Annotated in this window: 15 protein-coding genes and 1 riboswitch; of the genes, 8 read left to right on the top strand and 7 right to left on the bottom strand. The window is 43.1% G+C overall.

The features are described 5' to 3' along the window. Window positions 1–393: 393 nt before the first annotated feature. Complete coding sequence (locus ACSSVW_RS15060) at window positions 394–1,806, bottom strand: protein adenylyltransferase SelO (protein ID WP_454179590.1); 1,413 nt, start codon at window positions 1,804–1,806, stop codon at window positions 394–396. Between the two features lie 8 nt (window positions 1,807–1,814). After that, on the bottom strand, window positions 1,815–2,510 hold the full coding sequence (locus ACSSVW_RS15055) for a DNA-3-methyladenine glycosylase I (RefSeq protein ID WP_454179612.1): 696 nt from the start codon (window positions 2,508–2,510) through the stop codon (window positions 1,815–1,817). A 182-nt stretch (window positions 2,511–2,692) separates the two neighbouring features. Further along, window positions 2,693–2,888: riboswitch (Lysine riboswitch) on the top strand. A gap of 137 nt (window positions 2,889–3,025) precedes the next feature. On the opposite strand from ACSSVW_RS15055, the gene dapA reads away from it, so the two are divergent. From dapA to ACSSVW_RS15030, 5 genes are all read left to right on the top strand, one after another. Next, the gene (dapA, locus tag ACSSVW_RS15050) at window positions 3,026–3,910 is read left to right on the top strand and encodes a 4-hydroxy-tetrahydrodipicolinate synthase (protein WP_074989658.1); all 885 of its coding nucleotides are present in this window, start codon (window positions 3,026–3,028) and stop codon (window positions 3,908–3,910) included. A 14-nt stretch (window positions 3,911–3,924) separates the two neighbouring features. Then, window positions 3,925–4,665 carry a 2,3,4,5-tetrahydropyridine-2,6-dicarboxylate N-succinyltransferase gene (locus ACSSVW_RS15045; RefSeq protein ID WP_036974123.1) on the top strand — a complete coding sequence of 247 codons (741 nt, stop codon included), beginning with the start codon at window positions 3,925–3,927 and terminating at the stop codon, window positions 4,663–4,665. Next, the gene (locus ACSSVW_RS15040) at window positions 4,665–5,870 is read left to right on the top strand and encodes a PLP-dependent decarboxylase (RefSeq protein ID WP_454179589.1); all 1,206 of its coding nucleotides are present in this window, start codon (window positions 4,665–4,667) and stop codon (window positions 5,868–5,870) included. The genes ACSSVW_RS15045 and ACSSVW_RS15040 overlap by 1 nt, the downstream gene beginning before the upstream one ends. Before the next feature lie 5 nt (window positions 5,871–5,875). Further along, window positions 5,876–6,994 (top strand): succinylglutamate desuccinylase/aspartoacylase family protein, encoded by a 1,119-nt coding sequence (locus ACSSVW_RS15035; RefSeq protein ID WP_454179588.1) that lies wholly within the window; start codon window positions 5,876–5,878, stop codon window positions 6,992–6,994. A gap of 285 nt (window positions 6,995–7,279) precedes the next feature. Continuing rightward, the gene (locus tag ACSSVW_RS15030) at window positions 7,280–8,317 is read left to right on the top strand and encodes a phospholipase A (RefSeq protein ID WP_074989655.1); all 1,038 of its coding nucleotides are present in this window, start codon (window positions 7,280–7,282) and stop codon (window positions 8,315–8,317) included. Between the two features lie 64 nt (window positions 8,318–8,381). Here ACSSVW_RS15030 and ACSSVW_RS15025 read toward each other — a convergent pair whose 3' ends face one another. Beyond that, complete coding sequence (locus ACSSVW_RS15025) at window positions 8,382–9,275, bottom strand: bifunctional GNAT family N-acetyltransferase/hotdog fold thioesterase (protein WP_036974132.1); 894 nt, start codon at window positions 9,273–9,275, stop codon at window positions 8,382–8,384. A 228-nt stretch (window positions 9,276–9,503) separates the two neighbouring features. Here ACSSVW_RS15025 and ACSSVW_RS15020 point away from each other — a divergent pair, with 228 nt between their 5' ends. After that, window positions 9,504–10,193 carry a spermidine synthase gene (locus ACSSVW_RS15020; RefSeq protein WP_454179587.1) on the top strand — a complete coding sequence of 230 codons (690 nt, stop codon included), beginning with the start codon at window positions 9,504–9,506 and terminating at the stop codon, window positions 10,191–10,193. On the opposite strand, the gene dtd is transcribed toward ACSSVW_RS15020, so the two are convergent. From dtd to ACSSVW_RS15005, 3 genes are read right to left on the bottom strand one after another with little or no spacing between them, the layout of a single operon-like run. Beyond that, window positions 10,194–10,631 (bottom strand): D-aminoacyl-tRNA deacylase, encoded by a 438-nt coding sequence (gene dtd, locus ACSSVW_RS15015; protein ID WP_075594176.1) that lies wholly within the window; start codon window positions 10,629–10,631, stop codon window positions 10,194–10,196. It lies immediately after the preceding gene. Then, window positions 10,619–11,572, bottom strand: a complete 954-nt coding sequence (locus ACSSVW_RS15010) for an alpha/beta fold hydrolase (RefSeq protein ID WP_454179586.1) — start codon at window positions 11,570–11,572, stop codon at window positions 10,619–10,621. The genes dtd and ACSSVW_RS15010 overlap by 13 nt, the downstream gene beginning before the upstream one ends. Window positions 11,573–11,597: 25 nt before the next feature. Beyond that, window positions 11,598–12,470 (bottom strand): virulence factor BrkB family protein, encoded by an 873-nt coding sequence (locus ACSSVW_RS15005; protein WP_036974141.1) that lies wholly within the window; start codon window positions 12,468–12,470, stop codon window positions 11,598–11,600. An 86-nt stretch (window positions 12,471–12,556) separates the two neighbouring features. Between ACSSVW_RS15005 and ACSSVW_RS15000 the strand changes: the two genes are divergently transcribed. Both ACSSVW_RS15000 and ACSSVW_RS14995 read left to right on the top strand, forming a co-directional pair. Further along, complete coding sequence (locus tag ACSSVW_RS15000; RefSeq protein ID WP_036974143.1) at window positions 12,557–13,213, top strand: DUF2959 domain-containing protein; 657 nt, start codon at window positions 12,557–12,559, stop codon at window positions 13,211–13,213. Between the two features lie 181 nt (window positions 13,214–13,394). Then, on the top strand, window positions 13,395–14,483 hold the full coding sequence (locus tag ACSSVW_RS14995) for an MBL fold metallo-hydrolase (protein WP_454179585.1): 1,089 nt from the start codon (window positions 13,395–13,397) through the stop codon (window positions 14,481–14,483). A 71-nt stretch (window positions 14,484–14,554) separates the two neighbouring features. Here the strand turns inward: ACSSVW_RS14995 and ACSSVW_RS14990 are convergent, their stop codons facing one another. After that, the gene (locus ACSSVW_RS14990; RefSeq protein WP_065978930.1) at window positions 14,555–16,807 is read right to left on the bottom strand and encodes a nitric-oxide reductase large subunit; all 2,253 of its coding nucleotides are present in this window, start codon (window positions 16,805–16,807) and stop codon (window positions 14,555–14,557) included.

The raw sequence follows: 16,807 nt of genomic DNA, 5'->3' as shown, positions 1-16,807 counted from the left end.
AATAGTTAATCAAAACTTAACACACTCGGTACAGAACAAATATCTTGCCGAGTAATTTCAGTCAATTACCCATAATAATAGGTTATCTAAATAACTTTGCATAACAATGCCTTTAGATCGCTTTGTTAAAATCAGACAAAAGCTGCTTTTTCCGCCTAATTTACTGACCTCAAAACCGATTAAAGTCCATTCCCAATTACACTATTATATTGGTTATTTTTAAATCAACAAGTTGAAAGCAACTTTATTTGTAAATATTCGTTAAAAAGCAAAACTTTAGTGCTATTTTATTGATATAAATCATATCACTGGCAGCTACCTTGCTCAATCGGCGAACACTTAGATTTTAAAAAATGAGCATTTACAGCTGCAACATATTGTGCAACATCGCCCTTAAGTACCACAAAAAGTCTGGTAATGACTATCCCCATCATGAGGGGGCTGGTACCACGCTGCTAATCGCTCTTCATAGCTATACGGGTTTTCTAAGACTTTCAACAACTCACCTATCGATGAACTCGTGCCCGTTTGCTCATATTCAGTCAAGATCATTTCAATATTATGATTACGTGGAATGACTGCAGGATTAACAGCGCGCATCACTCCGTAACTTTCACCCGAAGTTCTTAACCGCCATTTACAAAGCCATTCTTTTAAACTACCCGGGAGCGGGAAATCTGTTCGTAATGATTCTGTCAGCGCATTAAATGTGTTCGTGTAATCAAGTTTATGTTGTTTCATCAAAGTGAGTAACTCTGAAACTAATGCTTGATCGCCTGCTTGCTCGCCATCTAAACCTAACTTTAGTCGCCACATGGTATCAAATGCCGTGTTAAACTTAGCAGCAAAGCCATTTATAACCGCTGATAATTCACTGAGCGCACGTTCCTCATCTTTAAAAAGCGGTAATAAGCTTTCTGCAAGACGCGCGCAATTCCAATTTGCAATAGTTGGTTGATTACCAAAAGCATAACGTCCTTGGTGGTCAATAGAGCTAAAAACCGTTTCTAAATCAAACTGATTCATCATTGCACACGGGCCATAATCAATGGTTTCACCACTAATTAATGTGTTATCTGTGTTCATCACACCATGAATAAACCCAATTCGCATCCAGCCCACAACAAGCTCAACCTGCTTATCGATTATCGCCGCTAAAAAGTCTGTAATACGCTGCTCACCTTCACTTTTAATATCAGGAAAATGACAACTAATTGCGTATTCAACTAACTTTTCAAGTCCTTCAATATCACCCTGAGTTGCTAAATATTGAAATGAACCAACACGGATATGGCTATTCGCGACACGCGTTACAACGGCACCGGGTCGTGGGGGTTGTCGGTAAACAGTTTCTCCAGTCGTTACAACAGCAAGGCAACGGGTAGTTGCAATATCTAAGGCCGCCAAGGCTTCACTCATGATATATTCACGTATGGCAGGGCCTAGTGCACAACGACCATCTCCCCCACGCGAAAAAACCGTTGCACCTGCACCTTTTAATTGCAAATCCCATAATGCGCCATGTTTATCTTCAATGGCACCAAGCAAGTGCGCACGACCATCCCCCAAACGCGGCGAAAAATGACCGAATTGATGACCCGAATAGCCAAGCGCTACAGGCTTCACAGCGTTATCTACCTCTGAGCCACTTAAACGTTTTGCTAAAAACTCAGGGTCAGTGCTAATGTCAAACTCGCGGGCTAAATTAGCATTAAATAGCAATAAGTTCGGGTCAGAAACCGCTGTTGGGGTGTCTTCAATTGCTAACAGATCACTAATGTCTGTATATCGGGTGTGCAGTTTCATATTATTCCTTAGGGTGTTGCAATGCCTACTCGGTTATCACCCACTCCATAAGCAACTAATTGACTCAGTGCTTGCAGGCTATAACCACTTTGCTGCTGTAGTTCATTGAAAAAGTTCTGCGCCGCTTGCTGTGATTTTTTGGTCTGCAATCCCCCATCAATGAGCTGATGAGCACGAAGATAACTTTCCACATCTCGCGAGAGCAAAAAGGTATCTTTTGCCATCGCGCGCAACGCATAAGGGCCGGTGTTCCCGCCTAAGCGTGCGCCATGCTTCTTCAAGTAAGCCCATAAACCAATAATGTTGTCGCTGGGCCACTGTGCAATAAATTGGCTAAAGCTTGCATTTTTTTCAGCGACTTCATGGATCATGTAAGCATTTTCAGGGATTGTTTGCACTTTTTTGAAATTGCGAATAATTCGCTCATCCATCGCTTTTTGTTCGAGCATATCAGGTGGCATCATCAATAGTTTTTCGACGCTAAAGTCCCAAAATACTTCACGAAACCCCGCCCATTTATTATTGATTACAGACCAATAGAATCCACTTTGAAATACCTTACGAGTGAACTCCTCCAACCATAAATCATCCGCTATGTTAGCAATATCAGCATCATCGAGCGGGTTTGATAACAGTGCATGTAGCATTTCTTCACTGCCTTTTCTTTTAACGGCTCGTTGATAAATGTCGGTAAACTTTTCCATCATTCTTCCAATTCGTCTGCTTCGTTCTAAGTGTACGTAAAAACGAAGTTATACGTAACCCGATTGCTTAATTGGTCAATAAAAAACAAATCCACCGCCTTGACACCTAGAAGGCTAAAATGCTTTAATCAGCGCCAATACCCTATTTCATTATGTTGGCTTTAACGTTAAAGCGAGCATAAAGGGCTGGAAGAGGTGCGTTATTCAGGTAGCGTATGGGAAGAGCACAGACTCTGTTGATCATACGTGAGGGGAAATTAACGCCGAGAAGTAACACCGTTTGTGAGGTGCTTATTTCGGGCGACTGGGCTGAATCCCAGCGACTGTCACCAACAATAGCAATGCTATTGATAAGTTTGGTGGAGAGCTTCTGGTCTTAGTATAATAAGGCCGTCGCGTCTTTATTATTTTAAGCCCATTCGCTCTTCGAATTATACCTTGTTCGAATGACGACATGCGGCTCCATTCAATTGCTTCCGCACTGACTCTTCGAATACCTTATAAGTTCGTGAGAGATGATCAACAATTTTGATTTAAACGACTATCCATTATGGACAGCGCTAATCACGCCATTTTCTGAATCTGGCGAGGTAGACTACATCGCCCTTGAACAGCTTGTGGCTGAACAACAAGCTGCCAACAATGGTATTTTATTGCTGGGCAGTACCGGTGAAGGGCTTGCTCTTTCACTCAAAGAACAACAAGCCATTGTTGAGCACGTATGCCAGCTAACCCCTAGCGTACCGCTTATGGTTGCCGTTGGTGGTATGAACCTTAAGCAGCAAGTTGCGTGGGTCGAGTACTGCAATCAACTGCCTATTCATGGCTACTTGTTAGGTTCGCCACTGTATGCAAAGCCTGGCGTTATTGGCCAAACTCATTGGTTTGAAAGCTTACTAAATGCGAGTAAACACCCATGTATGCTATACAACGTACCTGGACGCAGTGCTGTTGAGATTTCACCTACCGTCATTAAAAACCTCGCCGATCATAAAAACCTGTGGGCACTTAAAGAAGCCAGTGGTGACATCGGCAAATTTGAAGGCTTTAGAACGGCCTCACCTAAGCTCGCCATTTTTAGTGGTGACGATGCACTGATGCCATATTTTGCGCAAGCGGGTGCTAAAGGCTTAGTGTCAGTGGCGGCGAATGCATGGCCAAGTCAAACTCATGAGTTTGTTAAACGAAGTTTAAGCGGTCAACATCCCAATTTATTCACCGATTGGTCTAGCGCAATTCAAAGCTTATTTGCTGTCGCAAACCCAATTCCCGTAAAAGTACTGATGCACCTGCAAGGTAGAATAAACACCCCGCAATTACGTCCACCGCTGACTCATTTAGAGCTTGAGCATACAGACAGCATCACCCACGCAAACAACACAATTTTATCTTGGAACTAAAAACAGGTTTTATCATGAGCTGGTTAGCATTATTAAATAACTTAGAATCGGGCACAGTACGTGCTGCAACACAAGACGAGAATGGCAACTGGCATGCCAATATTGAAGTAAAACAAGGCATTTTAGAGGCCTTTAAAAATGGCACAAACACGGAGTTTCCTGGTGGATTTGTTGATAAACACAATTTAGCCCCTCAAGGCTTTGCCGCAGATGCAGGTGTGCGTATGGTCCCTGGCGGTAGCAGTGTTCGCCGAGGTGCGCACGTTGCTAAAGGCACGATCATTATGCCACCCGCGTATGTAAACATCGGAGCATTTATTGATGAAGGGACTATGGTCGATAGCCACGCTTTAGTAGGGTCATGTGCACAAGTGGGTAAAAATGTTCACCTGAGCGCAGCGGTTCAGTTAGGTGGCGTACTTGAACCAATTGGTGCCAGTCCTGTGGTTATTGAAGATGATGCATTTATCGGCGCAGGTTGTGTGATTGTAGAGGGCGTTGTTGTTAAAAAAGGCGCAGTGCTTGCACCGGGAGTCCGCTTGTCTGCGACCATTCCAGTCTATGATTGCGTGAACGAGCGCCAATTAGAAAAAGGCGAACCAATCCCTGAGTACGCTATTGTGATCCCAGGTTCTCGCCCTGCTTCCAATGCATGGGCTCGCGAGCAAGGCCTCAGCATGTCATGTGCGCTCATCGTAAAATACCGTGACGAACAAAGTGACGCGTCATTGTTATTAGAAGAGGTTTTACGTTAATGAGCTTTTTGAGCACGCCCATCAAGCAAGCAGTTGAACAAGTTTCAGCGCACCTTGATACGCCATTTTTTATCTATGACCTTGATAAATTAACGACACATTTAAAACAACTCACAGCCCAAACCGATGTGAAACTGTGGTATGCCGTTAAGGCTAATCCCCTGTCTCGCATTATTCAGTGTTTAGACAGTGCGGGGTTTAATTTTGATGTGGCGAGTAGAGGTGAACTTGAGCAAGTACTTGCTCAAGGCATCAATAGCGAGCGCGTGCTCAACACAGGGCCAGCAAAGAGCCCTGCACAAATTAGTCATTTTATTGCGCGAGGTGTGCGTATTTTTGTCGCCGAGAGCATTAACCAAGTCCGTTGGCTAAACGAGCAAGCCACAAAAGCTAACTGCCAACTGCAAGTATTATTGCGTGTACAACTTCGCTGGCCAGACAGCGAAAAGAACCCGCTTGGTGGCGATAGCCTCACTCCTTTTGGCCTTGGTTGTGAAGAGTGGCACGCGCTTAATGTCAATGACTACCCAGCACTTAAGGTTGATGGTTTGCATATTTTTCAGTGGGGCAACATGCTCAGCACTGACAAACTGGCAGCGCTTTGGCGCGCTATGATCCAGCCATTACAGCAACTAGCACGTGCATTACGGATTGAACTTAACATACTCGATTTAGGGGGCGGCTTAGGCATCCCTTATACTCAAGATGCCAGCCGATTAGACTGGTCAGCACTTATCGAGACCCTTGCCAGCATTAAAGCTCAAGCCGGTGTAGCAGAACTTTGGATGGAGTTAGGCCGTTATGCCGTAGGTGAATGTGGTCATTACGCAACACCTGTGGTTGAGCGAAAAGAAAACTATGGCCAACAGCAAGTGATTTTATCGGGCGGGATTAATCACCTGCTTCGTCCTGCGGTCACAAACCAAGACTTCCCAGTTACAGTATTGCGTGAATCACAGGCTTCACTGACAACAATGACACTCTATGGTCCACTTTGTACCGCGCTTGATTGTTTAGGTGAACATACATTAGCGAATGACGTAGATGAACATGACTGGCTCATATTCAGTCAATGTGGTGCTTATGGTTTCACAGAGAGTATGCCGTACTTTTTATGCCATGAACTTGCTGCCGAATACGTCATTGAGCAAGGCAACATTGAATGTATCCGCAGCGCTGAAGATGCCAGCTATTATTTAAGGTAATCACCATGAGTAAAGATTTAATTAGCCAAGAAAACATTGTCGTCGGCGAAATTGCGAATGGCTTACCATTGACCATCCCAGTCTATCGCTTAAAAGGCGATGGAAGTGGCCTAAGCGTTTACATTCAGGCCAACATGCATGGTGCAGAAGTACAAGGTAATGCCGTTATTTACCAGCTACTTGAACAATTAAAAACGCTTAAACTGCGCGGTGATATCACACTTGTCCCTTATGCAAATCCGATTGGCTGCAACCAAAAGTCGGGGGAATTTACATTAGGTCGTTTTGATCCCATCACAGGGACCAACTGGAACCGTATGTATCGCTTTAACAACGCGTTACCTGCCCAGATTGCAGAGCAGCATGCATCAAGCAATGAAGACACGATCAGAAGTGCTCTTAAAGACGCGTTAGTCGCAGATATCAATGCACAACTAAACGGCCCAGATTACAGCTTAACAACGGGTAAACGTATCGCGCTCAACTTACAAAAGTTGGCACATCAAGCCGACATCGTATTAGACCTTCACACAGGCCCAATCTCAAGCCAGCACCTATATTGTCCAGAGTATGCCAAAAACAGCGCACAATACTTCAATATTGAACATGTATTGCTCATACCTAATGACTTTGGAGGTGCGATGGATGAAGCAAGCTTTTGCCCGTGGTGGTCTTTATCTGAAGAGCTTGCTAAATACGGACGCGAACTTTCAGTACAGGTCGAGGCTTTTACTGTTGAGCTTGGCAGCCAAGAAAAAATTGATTTGAGTGCCGCCCTTGAAGATGCACACAGTATTTTAAGCTACTTGACTCATAAAGGTGTATTTGTTGATGCCGCGTATCAGCCTAAAGCGATGACTCGTTACGGTTGTATGCTCGATGACTACATTGCTTACTACGCCCCGATGGGCGGTATGGTCGAGTACTTAGCACCGTTAGGCGGTCATATCAAAGCAGGTGAGCCGATAGCCCATATTTTACGTATGGAGCGCTACTTATGTGAACAACCACTGCAAACACTCAGTTTTGATAAAGACGCGATTGCAATATTGCATTTCGCATCAGCGAGCGTAAACCAAGGTACTGAGCTTTATAAGTTCTTTACCAATGTCTTTGAGCTGTGATTAAACCCAGAGCTCATTCCTTCTCATTGCGTGAGAGTCAACGGCCAACAGGATTCTATCCAAAGGCCGTTATATTAGAGCCCCAAGCCTAGCTTGGGGCTCTCTATTTACAATAGCGTTTAACAAGTCCTCGCCTCTGTCAATTCCACCTTACCTAAGCCGTGTTTAAACTCGCCGATTAAGGGGTAGAGATAACATTTGTCCACAATTCAGTACAAGTTCACGGCGAGTTATGTAAAAATCACTATACTGATCACACTTCTACATCTATTTAAAGGAATCGCAATGGGATGGCGTATTTGGCTAGTTGCCGCGAGTTTATTTTCTGTACCTGTTTTAGCCCAAACCGAAGAGCAAAATACGAATGAGCAAGATGATGCGCTCGAATTAGTTAAGCAATGTATATTAAATGAAGCGATTGGCGGAGATGGTCAGCAAACTCTCGAACAGCTGCGCAAGAAATGCTCCGATCTAGACGAAAGCAAAAAGCTGACCGCTCTGGATAAGCGTAAAGCGCGTGAAGAAGTGAGTAAAAAGAACCGCAATGTCATCACCCCCCATAAACGTAATTACATTTTACCACTTTCTTATGTGTCTGATCCGAATGTTCGCCCGTTTGATGGTTTAAAAGAGTTGGCTGATGACGCCGATGGCGAGCCACTTGATAACCTAGAAGTTAAATATCAATTATCAATAAAAGTGCCTATTTTTGAGGGCTTTTCTGATAAAGACCAAGGCGTATTTTTTGCTTTTACCATGCAATCATTTTGGCAGTTTTATAACAAAGATATTTCATCACCCTTTCGCGAGACCAACTACGAGCCTGAAATATTCTGGATAAACTACCTTGATCCTGAGCATGTACTTTGGGGTGATGAAATGGCGATAGCCATTGGTGCATCGCATCAGTCTAATGGCCGCAGCCAGCCAAACTCACGTTCATGGAATCGCATATACGCTGACTTTTTATGGGAAAAAAACGGCTTTGTATTTAGCTTTAAACCTTGGTACCGCATTCCTGAAGACAAAAAAGATAACGAGTTAAAAGCTCGCGGCGATGATAACCCCGATATCTACAAATACATGGGCTACTTTGAATTCTCTGGGGCGTATCGCTACAACGAACATGAATTTAGCTTTATGTCGCGTAATAACTTAAATTCTGATAATCGCGGTGCAATCCAACTTGATTGGTCTTTCCCGCTGTGGGGACGGTTACGTGGTTACGCACAATATTTCAACGGTTATGGTGAGAGCCTAATTGACTACAATGCCGATATAGAGCGTTTTGGTGTGGGTATTCTTTTAACAGACTTACTGTAAGCAACGCATTATGAGCCTTTAACAGCGAGCAACTTAGCGCCCGCTGTTAAAGGCTAAAACTATGCTATTTTTTTACGATAAAGTGCCCTTCAAACTCAGCAACTAATACATCGCCATCGTACACATTCACTGGGACATGGTAACTTGCTTTACCATTTGATTCTAAATCAGCTAACTTCCCTTTGCAGCCTTGCAACTCAACACGGCCTCGGGGATCGTTATTGAGAGGTTTTAGGTATTTAATGTTCGCATCAGCTAACACAATATTTCCCTCAAGACCGGCTTCTTTTAATGCAAGATAGGTTGCTCCCCACCCTGTTAATGTCGCTAAACTGTATATGGAACCGGCAAACATCGTGTTATGTAAGTTTAAATTGGCATCTAAATCAGCACGGGTCGTAAACTGCCAGTCAGTATAACTTTCAACTTTAATACCCATTGCATCACTGATTGGAATTGATTCACGCCACGTATTTTGTAGCACTTGTGTCCAATTAGGGTGACGGAACCAGCCTGGCTCAGACGGCTTTTGTTTCACCATTTTCCAATGCTGTACATCATTGTAAGCCAAATGTGCTTTTTCTTTTACTTCATAACCGTGGCGTTTATAGAAGTCGAGCGCCCGTTCACGCGCAAATAAGACTAATTCATCGGCATCTTGTGTCCATGCTATTTTTTCGAGTTCATGCAACAAACGACTACCAATATGCTGATTACGATTACCCTCAGCCACAGCCATATAACGCACTTGTGCTTGTTGATGATTATTGAAGTGCAGACGCGCTACCCCCAATACCTCGCCATCATTATTTTTGATAAAGCGGTGCTCTGCGTCTTGCTCTAAGTCATCTTGCTCAGATCCACGCGGCTCGCCCCAAGGTGCTCTTAAAACTTGCCAACGCAATGAATAATACGCTTGCCAATCTTCGCTACTTTGTGGGGTGGTCACTTTAAACATAAATACTCCTGTGATAGTTAAGCCACTGTCTGTTGTTATTTTAACGTGGCCTGACGAATGCAAATTACGATACGCGATCTTCACTCAAGTTGGAATAATACTTTGGTGACCCAACCTAAATTATTATTTAAGGCTGTAAAAACTACTGCACAATTGGCACTTTAAGTGTGCTGGTCTATGCTGAATAATTGTATTATTTTTGTAATTCAACCGCTAAAGGCCCGAAATATGGAACATTTTTTTGAACCCAGTGGCGCAGTGAAACACAGTTTTATTGAGGAATGCCACCGACTCGGGCAGCTTATCTACTGGCATAAACAAGGTAATGACTGTATTCAAGTAAGGCAACTAAATCAGCTACGTTGGTTATTAATTAATGAAACCTTGCAATCTGTCATTGAAAAACGCCGGCCAGCTCGATTATTTTTCCCGCATTTACAATATCTTGCAAAGCGTTGGCAAGAACTCGAAGCACCTAAAAAAGTGCTGGAACTTGGCTTAGGGGGTGGTGCAATTCGTAATTATCTACAACACACTTACCCTCAAAGCCAACTCACTTCGGTAGACAAAAACCCTGATATTATTCATTGCTATAAACGCTATTTTGGCGGAAACCATGCCAATAACCTGCGCTGTTTTGATGCCCAACAAGTGTTAGAACAAGGCAATGAATACAATTGGATTATCTTAGATTTATTTAGTGAGGTAGAAGCGCCACTGTTTTTATACAAACACGCATTTTACGCAAAACTTCGGGCTGCAATGGCTAAAAATGGCCGCTTGTTTATTAATTTTTTATCGAATCATCCATCACAATTAAAACAACTTGAGCATTTACTGATCACCGAATTTGGTAAACGCCCAAGTATTGAAAAAATACCCAACTACGTTAATCATATCGTTATGATCAGAAAGTAATCACACAGATAAGTTAAAAGTAACGGGCCCATCATTACACAAGCTTACCTGCATATCAGCAGCAAACTGCCCTGTGGCAACTCGTAAATCGGCCGCTTTGGCTTTTTCTACAAAATATTCGTACAACGCATTGGCTTGCGCTGGGGTAGCTGCACTTGAAAAGCTTGGCCGCATCCCCTTTTTGGTATCAGCAGCCAACGTAAACTGCGACACAACTAATAGCTCACCTTGGATGTCTTGCAAGCTTAAATTCATTTTTCCTTGCTGATCAGTAAAAATACGGTAATTACTCACCTTGTGCAAAAGCTTTTCTGCCGATTGCTCTGTGTCATGTTTTTCAACCCCTAATAACAACAGAATACCTTTTGATATTTCACCAACAACTTCCCCATCTACCTCAACTTTAGCCTGGGTTACTCTTTGAATTAAGCCTTGCATTGATCCCTCGATAACTTGATATACATTAAATCTGCGGCACGTCGCATGGCCGCCAAATATACCTGATTATCACTGCTGTGCCCAACCCCATCTAAAATAAGTAATTGCGCATTAAGCTGCTCTGCTAACTGTTGTACCGCACTGTACCTGCACACTAAATCAGCACGGCCATGAATAAACCAAATAGGTAAATGAGCAAGTTCTTCGCAGTTTTCTGCTATAAATTTTTCTTCGATAAAGCAATGATGTCGAAAATAATGCACCATGAGCGTAGCTTGGTTCAGGCCAACATGAGGTTCATGTAAACTCCAGTTTATTAATGGTTCACCATGACAAAGTACCTGCTCCCATTGACACCAACGCTTAGCATACTTACTGGCCTTGATTTGATCATCACAGGTTAACTGCGCATGGTAAAAATCAAGTAATTCATGCCAGTTAGAATACTGATGAGCAAACACTTTAAAACATTCGGGATAAAAGTGAGCACCAGCTCCACGCGTCGTGTAAAGCCACTCAAAGTCACTGTCACAGGCTAAAAAGCTGGCACGCAAGATGAGTCCTGCCACGTGTTCACGGTGATGAATCGCGTACACTAAGGCAAGCGTCGCACCCCACGATTCGCCACACACAAGCCATTTGTTAATACCTAATTGGGAACGCAAAAACTCCAGATCGGCGACTAAGTCCAAGGTGGTATTTGCCTTAGTTGCGTGCGGCGTTGAGTGACCACAGCCGCGTTGGCTAAACATGATCACCCGATAACGTGCGGGATCGAAAAATCGACAATTTTCAGGCCGAAGGCCCGCGCCCGGCCCCCCATGACATAACACAACCACCATGCCTTGAGGATCACCGTATTCTTGAACATGTATTTGATGCCCATCACCCACGCTTAAGTGATAGTCACGACTTGCATTGTACTGTGGATATAACTGCACCTCGCTCTCCTTAGGTGCAGTGTATTTAAATGTCTATATCAGGAGTGTCTTCTATTTTCTCAGGGCTGATACAGACCGTAAATTCTGCACCGAGTAATACGACAATCCACGACAAATAAACCCATACAAATAAAATAGGAATTGTCGCTAGGGCCCCATAAATCACTTCATAAGATGGGAAATGGCTGATATACAGCGCAAAGCCTTTTTTTGTCAGCTCAAATAACATAGCTGCAAACAGCGCCCCTGGAATTGCCGCTCTAAATGGAACTCGTGTGTTAGGAACTAAAGTATAGAGCATAATAAAGCCCACCATGGAAATAATGTAAGGTAAAAGCTTTAACAAAAATCCACTGAAGCCAGGTATCCCCTGATCGGCAAACGACACCAAAGAAACAATATAAGACGTCACACCAATACTTGCTCCTAACAAGACTGGCCCCAAACTTAATACCATCCAATACACTGCAAATGAGATCATCATCGGGCGTTTTTTCTTAATTCGCCAAATGCGATTCAGGGTGGCATCAACATTGCGGATCAATAAAAGCGACACCGCAGCCAAAAAGCCAACCCCCACGGCGGTCATTTTATTCGCATTCCCCGCAAACGCACTGATATGCTCTTTAATGACATCAGAGGAAGTGGGCACAAGATTAGTGAACAAAAAGTTTTCAATGGTAATGAGAGTGCTTTCAAAGCCAGGAAATGCAGAGAATATCGCGACCCCCACAGCCACTAACGGTACAATGGATAATAAGGTGACATAAGCAAGGTAACCCGCATTAACCGTGATCTGATCATCAATACAGCGGGTCAAATACTGCATCCACCAACCCGGTTGCTGCTTTAAGAAAATACTTATTTGCAACTTATAACGACTGAGTTTCTCATCCATAGAACCAACTTTCTGCTAAAATGTTTTGATAATCATAGCAATCCACCACATAATTTGAAACGACAGGCATCTAAAAAGGGAACTCAATGAAAAAACTGACACTTTTAAGCGCACCACTCTTTGCAGTTACTATGGCATTATCAGGCTGTCAGTCAGCTTATTACTCAGCCATGGAATCAGTCGGAGTGCATAAACGCGATATTTTAGTAGACCGTGTTGAAGAAACAAAAGAATCACAGCAAGAGTCGCAAGAAGAGTTTCAATCTGCACTAGACAGGTTAACGACCTTAATTAACTTTGATGGCGGTGAACTCGAAGAAGCTTATACTCAACTTAATAATGATTATGAATCGAGCCTTGCGGCAGCGAACGATGTCACCAGTAATATCAACAAAGTTGAAGATGTAGCCGAAGCACTTTTTGAAGAGTGGGCCGACGAACTAGAACAGTACAAAAGCGCTTCTCTCAAGCGTGAAAGCAGCAAAAAGCTTAATTCAACGAAGCGCCAGTTTGACCAATTGCTTCGTTCAATGCGCAGCGCCGAAAGTAAAATGGAACCCGTCTTGTCGTCATTGCATGACAATGTTTTATATCTAAAACATAACTTGAATGCTCAAGCTGTGACAGCAATAAAAGGTGAATTCACTAATTTAAAACGCGATATCAAAATCTTAATGGACGATATGAACAAGTCGATTGAAGATTCAAATAAATTCATTGAACAAATGAATAAAGCGGGCTAAAAATTTGAGTAAACACAGTGAGCAGTTAGATGCTCTCGGCACCGACATTTTTTAAATAAATTAAATCACTAAGCCTACAATATCGTAGGCTTTTTTATTGTTACGTCTTGTTACCTTTCGATGATTTACCCGGTATGTTAATTTGCTACACTGTGCGCAAAGTTTAAAAGTTAGTCACCTTATGCAGAACCACCTTAAAGTTATAATTGCTGCGGCGCTACTCAGTGCCTGCAGTAGTCCAAACACAGTTAATGTTATAGCAGGGCAAGAGTCTGTTATACCTTTGCACAATGAAGGTGAGCGAGCTGGTCGCTATCACAACCTGTATCCCGGTGATAAACACTACCCAACAACCTGTACTGATGATTGCTATCCCGAGACCGAGTTACTTCAATGTAATGACACTCCTTTACACTGTTTATATCAAGGTCAGCAGAATCCAGCGTCGATTAACACCGGTTTTACTGTACGTTGGCTTGGGCATGCCAGCTTTATGATTGAGACACCTAACGGCGAGCACCTGCTATTTGACCCCGTCAAAGAGCAGTTTGATTCACCGGTCGATTTAGCCTTTAAGCTTGCTGGCGGTATGTATCGCAACCCCGGATTTTGGCCCACAAAAAATGAGCTAAATCAGATTGATGCTGTCATGTATTCACACATCCACTACGACCACTTCAATAAAGCCGACATCGAAGAAATTGGCAATCAGCCCCGCTATTTAGTGCCCCTAGGCGTCGCTGATAACTTTCCAACAGGTGGTTTTAATATTAGTGAGATGGCGTGGTATGCCAGCACCCCAATTAATGATTTAACAATACATGCTGTGCCAGCGCACCATTTTAGCAGTCGTGTATTAGTGCCATTTATCTACGAAGATAACAACAAAGATTTATGGAATGGTTGGTTACTTGAGCAAAATGGGAACACACTATTTTTTGCAGGGGATACCGGCTATTCACAGCATTTTAGCGATATTAAGCAAAAGTATGGTGAAATAGATGTGTGCTTAATGCCAATCGCATCTTACTATCACGAAGAAAATGGTAAATGGTATCGCTATGTGCATACCACACCCGAAGATGCCTTGAATGCAGCACATGAATTAAGTTGTAAAGTAATGATCCCATGGGGTTATGGTAATGCAAGTTGGCAAATGGGCGACCATTCAAGTCACTCAGCATTACTGCGTTTACTACACATGTCTCATAACATGAATGAGCCTGTCCCCCTGTATATTTTAAATGAAGGTGAGCAGGTTCGTTTATAACATTCCAAAATGGGGGTGAGTTATTACCTCACCCTCATTTTATTTATTACAGTGAGTGTGTCTCTTGCGCTTCAAGCACTTTGGTTGCAGGTTTGCTTTGCAAAGACCCCTTTAACGACTTGCCAACTAACGGCAAATGCGCCAACAATAAACACCACATCACCAACCGTTCTTACCCATCTTAGTATCACCAAGGTGTCACTTTGTAGTAGCGCTTCAGAGCGTGCATACCACAACCCTTTAGAAGCACTTGCAAAGAACTGAATGATTCCAATAGGTAATAAACTGGTAAATAGCATTAACGCTAAACCGATATTCATCCACCAAAAAGCAGTTTTCATTAAAGTGTCATCAAATTGAAGATGAGGACGAATATAACGCAGTACTAACAAGGTAAAGCCAAGAGCTAAAAAGCCATACACACCAAATAATGCGGCATGAGCATGGGTAGCCGTCGTATTAAGACCTTGTACATAATAAAGTGAAATAGGCGGATTAATTGAGAACCCTAATACGCCGGCCCCTAACATATTCCAAAATGCGACAGCGACAAAAAACATTAATGGCCACTTTATTTTTAGCATCCATGGAGTACGGTTTTTTAATTTATAATGCTCCCACGCTTCATGGCCAAGCACAATTAACGGCACTACTTCCAGCGCACTAAAGGTTGCTCCCACTGCCATTACAGGGGTCGTTGTACCAGAGAAATATAAGTGATGGAATGTGCCTGGCACACCGCCTAATAAAAACAGCGATGCAGACGCCAATGACGCAATTGTTGCCGAACGTTTAGAGACTAAACCCATATTATAGAAAATAAAAGCCAGCGCAGCGGTTGCAAAAACCTCAAAGAAACCTTCTACCCATAGGTGCACAATCCACCAACGCCAGTATTCCATTACCGAAATATGCGTTCGTTCGCCATAGAAAAACCCAGCAGCGTAAAACAGCCCGATTGCCACCACTGAAGCCGTAAATAATGCCAGTAGGTTTTTATCTCCTTCTTGTTTAAATACCGGAACAATTGCACGTAACATTAGCAGCAGCCAAAATGCGACGCCTGTAAATTTACCAATCTGCCAAAGTCGGCCTAAATCAACAAACTCGTACCCTTGATGTCCCAACCAAAAGCTTAACTCGGGAGGCATAATTTGCGCGATGGCTAAAAAGTTGCCAATAAATGACCCAACCACGACGATAATTAGCGCCCAGAAAAGAATATCAACACCTATTTTTTGAAACTTAGGATCTTTACCGCCGTTAATAATCGGCGCTAAAAATAAACCTGCAGCTAAAAACCCTGTCGCAATCCAAAACAATGCCGATTGAATATGCCATGTTCTTACTAGGCTATAAGGAAACCATTCTGAGGTATTGATGCCATAAAATCCCTGCCCTTCAACAGTATAGTGCGCAGTAAATCCACCTAATAAGACCTGGAACGTAAAGAGAGCAACAATTAAAAATAAATACTTACCTAATGCTTTTTGAGAAGGCGTTAAATTAAAGCTCGCTATTGGATCGTCTTTTGGAGCCTCAGGGGGAGCCTCGTCTTTATGTAAAAATGACCATGCCCAAATCAATCCACCGACACCTGCAATCAGTATCACAACACTAACAATTGACCAGACAATGTTTTCAGCGGTCGGTTTATTATCAATCAGTGGCTCATGCGGCCAGTTATTAGTGTAGGTTGCATCCCCATCAGGGCGCTCTGTCGATGCGGACCATGCCGTCCAAAAAAAGAACTCAGTTAGACGCTGACGACGCTCAGGATCAGGAAGTGTCACCTCTTTCATTGCATAGTTTTTACGTGTTTGCTGTAATGCCTCTGCCCCTCCAAACAAATCGTTGTAGTACTGCGCTGTTTGCTTAATTGCCGCTATCCGACGCGTCGATAAAGTAACCGTGTCAGATTGTTTATCATACGTATTAGTGCGGTACTCTCTCTTTACTTCCCACAGCAATGGTTGCTTTTGCTGCTCAGTTAACTCATCAAAAAGCACACCATATTGCGCTTGTGCAGCAATATCTAACCAATTAATAATCTCACGGTGAAGCCAATCAGCAGTCCAGTCAGGCGCTTGATAAGCACCATGCCCCCAAATTGAGCCTAGTTGCATTCCTCCTACTGATTGCCATGCAGTTTGACCATCTAAAATCGCCTCTTTACCTGTGTACAGCTCCCCCGATGTGGTGACATATTTTGCAGCTATAGGAGGGGCAACTCGGTATACCTCTTTACCAAAGTAACCCAAAATAGCAAATGTAACAGCAAGAACAGCAAACAAGGTCCACCATAACTTTTTGTATTCTCTCAT

It is taken from the genome of Pseudoalteromonas sp. MBR-15 (assembly GCF_053628915.1).
This window is presented reverse-complemented; position numbering and strand designations above follow the sequence as displayed.

What these genes read in the sequence shown, in the direction of transcription:
- ACSSVW_RS15005 (WP_036974141.1), bottom strand. Translation starts at nt 12,470, where the DNA reads ATGGATGAGAAACTCAGTCGTTATAAGTTGCAAATAAGTATTTTCTTA.
- ACSSVW_RS14990 (WP_065978930.1), bottom strand. Translation starts at nt 16,807, where the DNA reads ATGAGAGAATACAAAAAGTTATGGTGGACCTTGTTTGCTGTTCTTGCT.
- dapA (WP_074989658.1), top strand. Translation starts at nt 3,026, where the DNA reads ATGATCAACAATTTTGATTTAAACGACTATCCATTATGGACAGCGCTA.
- ACSSVW_RS15025 (WP_036974132.1), bottom strand. Translation starts at nt 9,275, where the DNA reads ATGTTTAAAGTGACCACCCCACAAAGTAGCGAAGATTGGCAAGCGTAT.
- dtd (WP_075594176.1), bottom strand. Translation starts at nt 10,631, where the DNA reads ATGCAAGGCTTAATTCAAAGAGTAACCCAGGCTAAAGTTGAGGTAGAT.
- ACSSVW_RS15035 (WP_454179588.1), top strand. Translation starts at nt 5,876, where the DNA reads ATGAGTAAAGATTTAATTAGCCAAGAAAACATTGTCGTCGGCGAAATT.
- ACSSVW_RS15055 (WP_454179612.1), bottom strand. Translation starts at nt 2,510, where the DNA reads ATGGAAAAGTTTACCGACATTTATCAACGAGCCGTTAAAAGAAAAGGC.
- ACSSVW_RS15000 (WP_036974143.1), top strand. Translation starts at nt 12,557, where the DNA reads ATGAAAAAACTGACACTTTTAAGCGCACCACTCTTTGCAGTTACTATG.
- ACSSVW_RS15020 (WP_454179587.1), top strand. Translation starts at nt 9,504, where the DNA reads ATGGAACATTTTTTTGAACCCAGTGGCGCAGTGAAACACAGTTTTATT.
- ACSSVW_RS15045 (WP_036974123.1), top strand. Translation starts at nt 3,925, where the DNA reads ATGAGCTGGTTAGCATTATTAAATAACTTAGAATCGGGCACAGTACGT.
- ACSSVW_RS15040 (WP_454179589.1), top strand. Translation starts at nt 4,665, where the DNA reads ATGAGCTTTTTGAGCACGCCCATCAAGCAAGCAGTTGAACAAGTTTCA.
- ACSSVW_RS15030 (WP_074989655.1), top strand. Translation starts at nt 7,280, where the DNA reads ATGGGATGGCGTATTTGGCTAGTTGCCGCGAGTTTATTTTCTGTACCT.
- ACSSVW_RS14995 (WP_454179585.1), top strand. Translation starts at nt 13,395, where the DNA reads ATGCAGAACCACCTTAAAGTTATAATTGCTGCGGCGCTACTCAGTGCC.
- ACSSVW_RS15060 (WP_454179590.1), bottom strand. Translation starts at nt 1,806, where the DNA reads ATGAAACTGCACACCCGATATACAGACATTAGTGATCTGTTAGCAATT.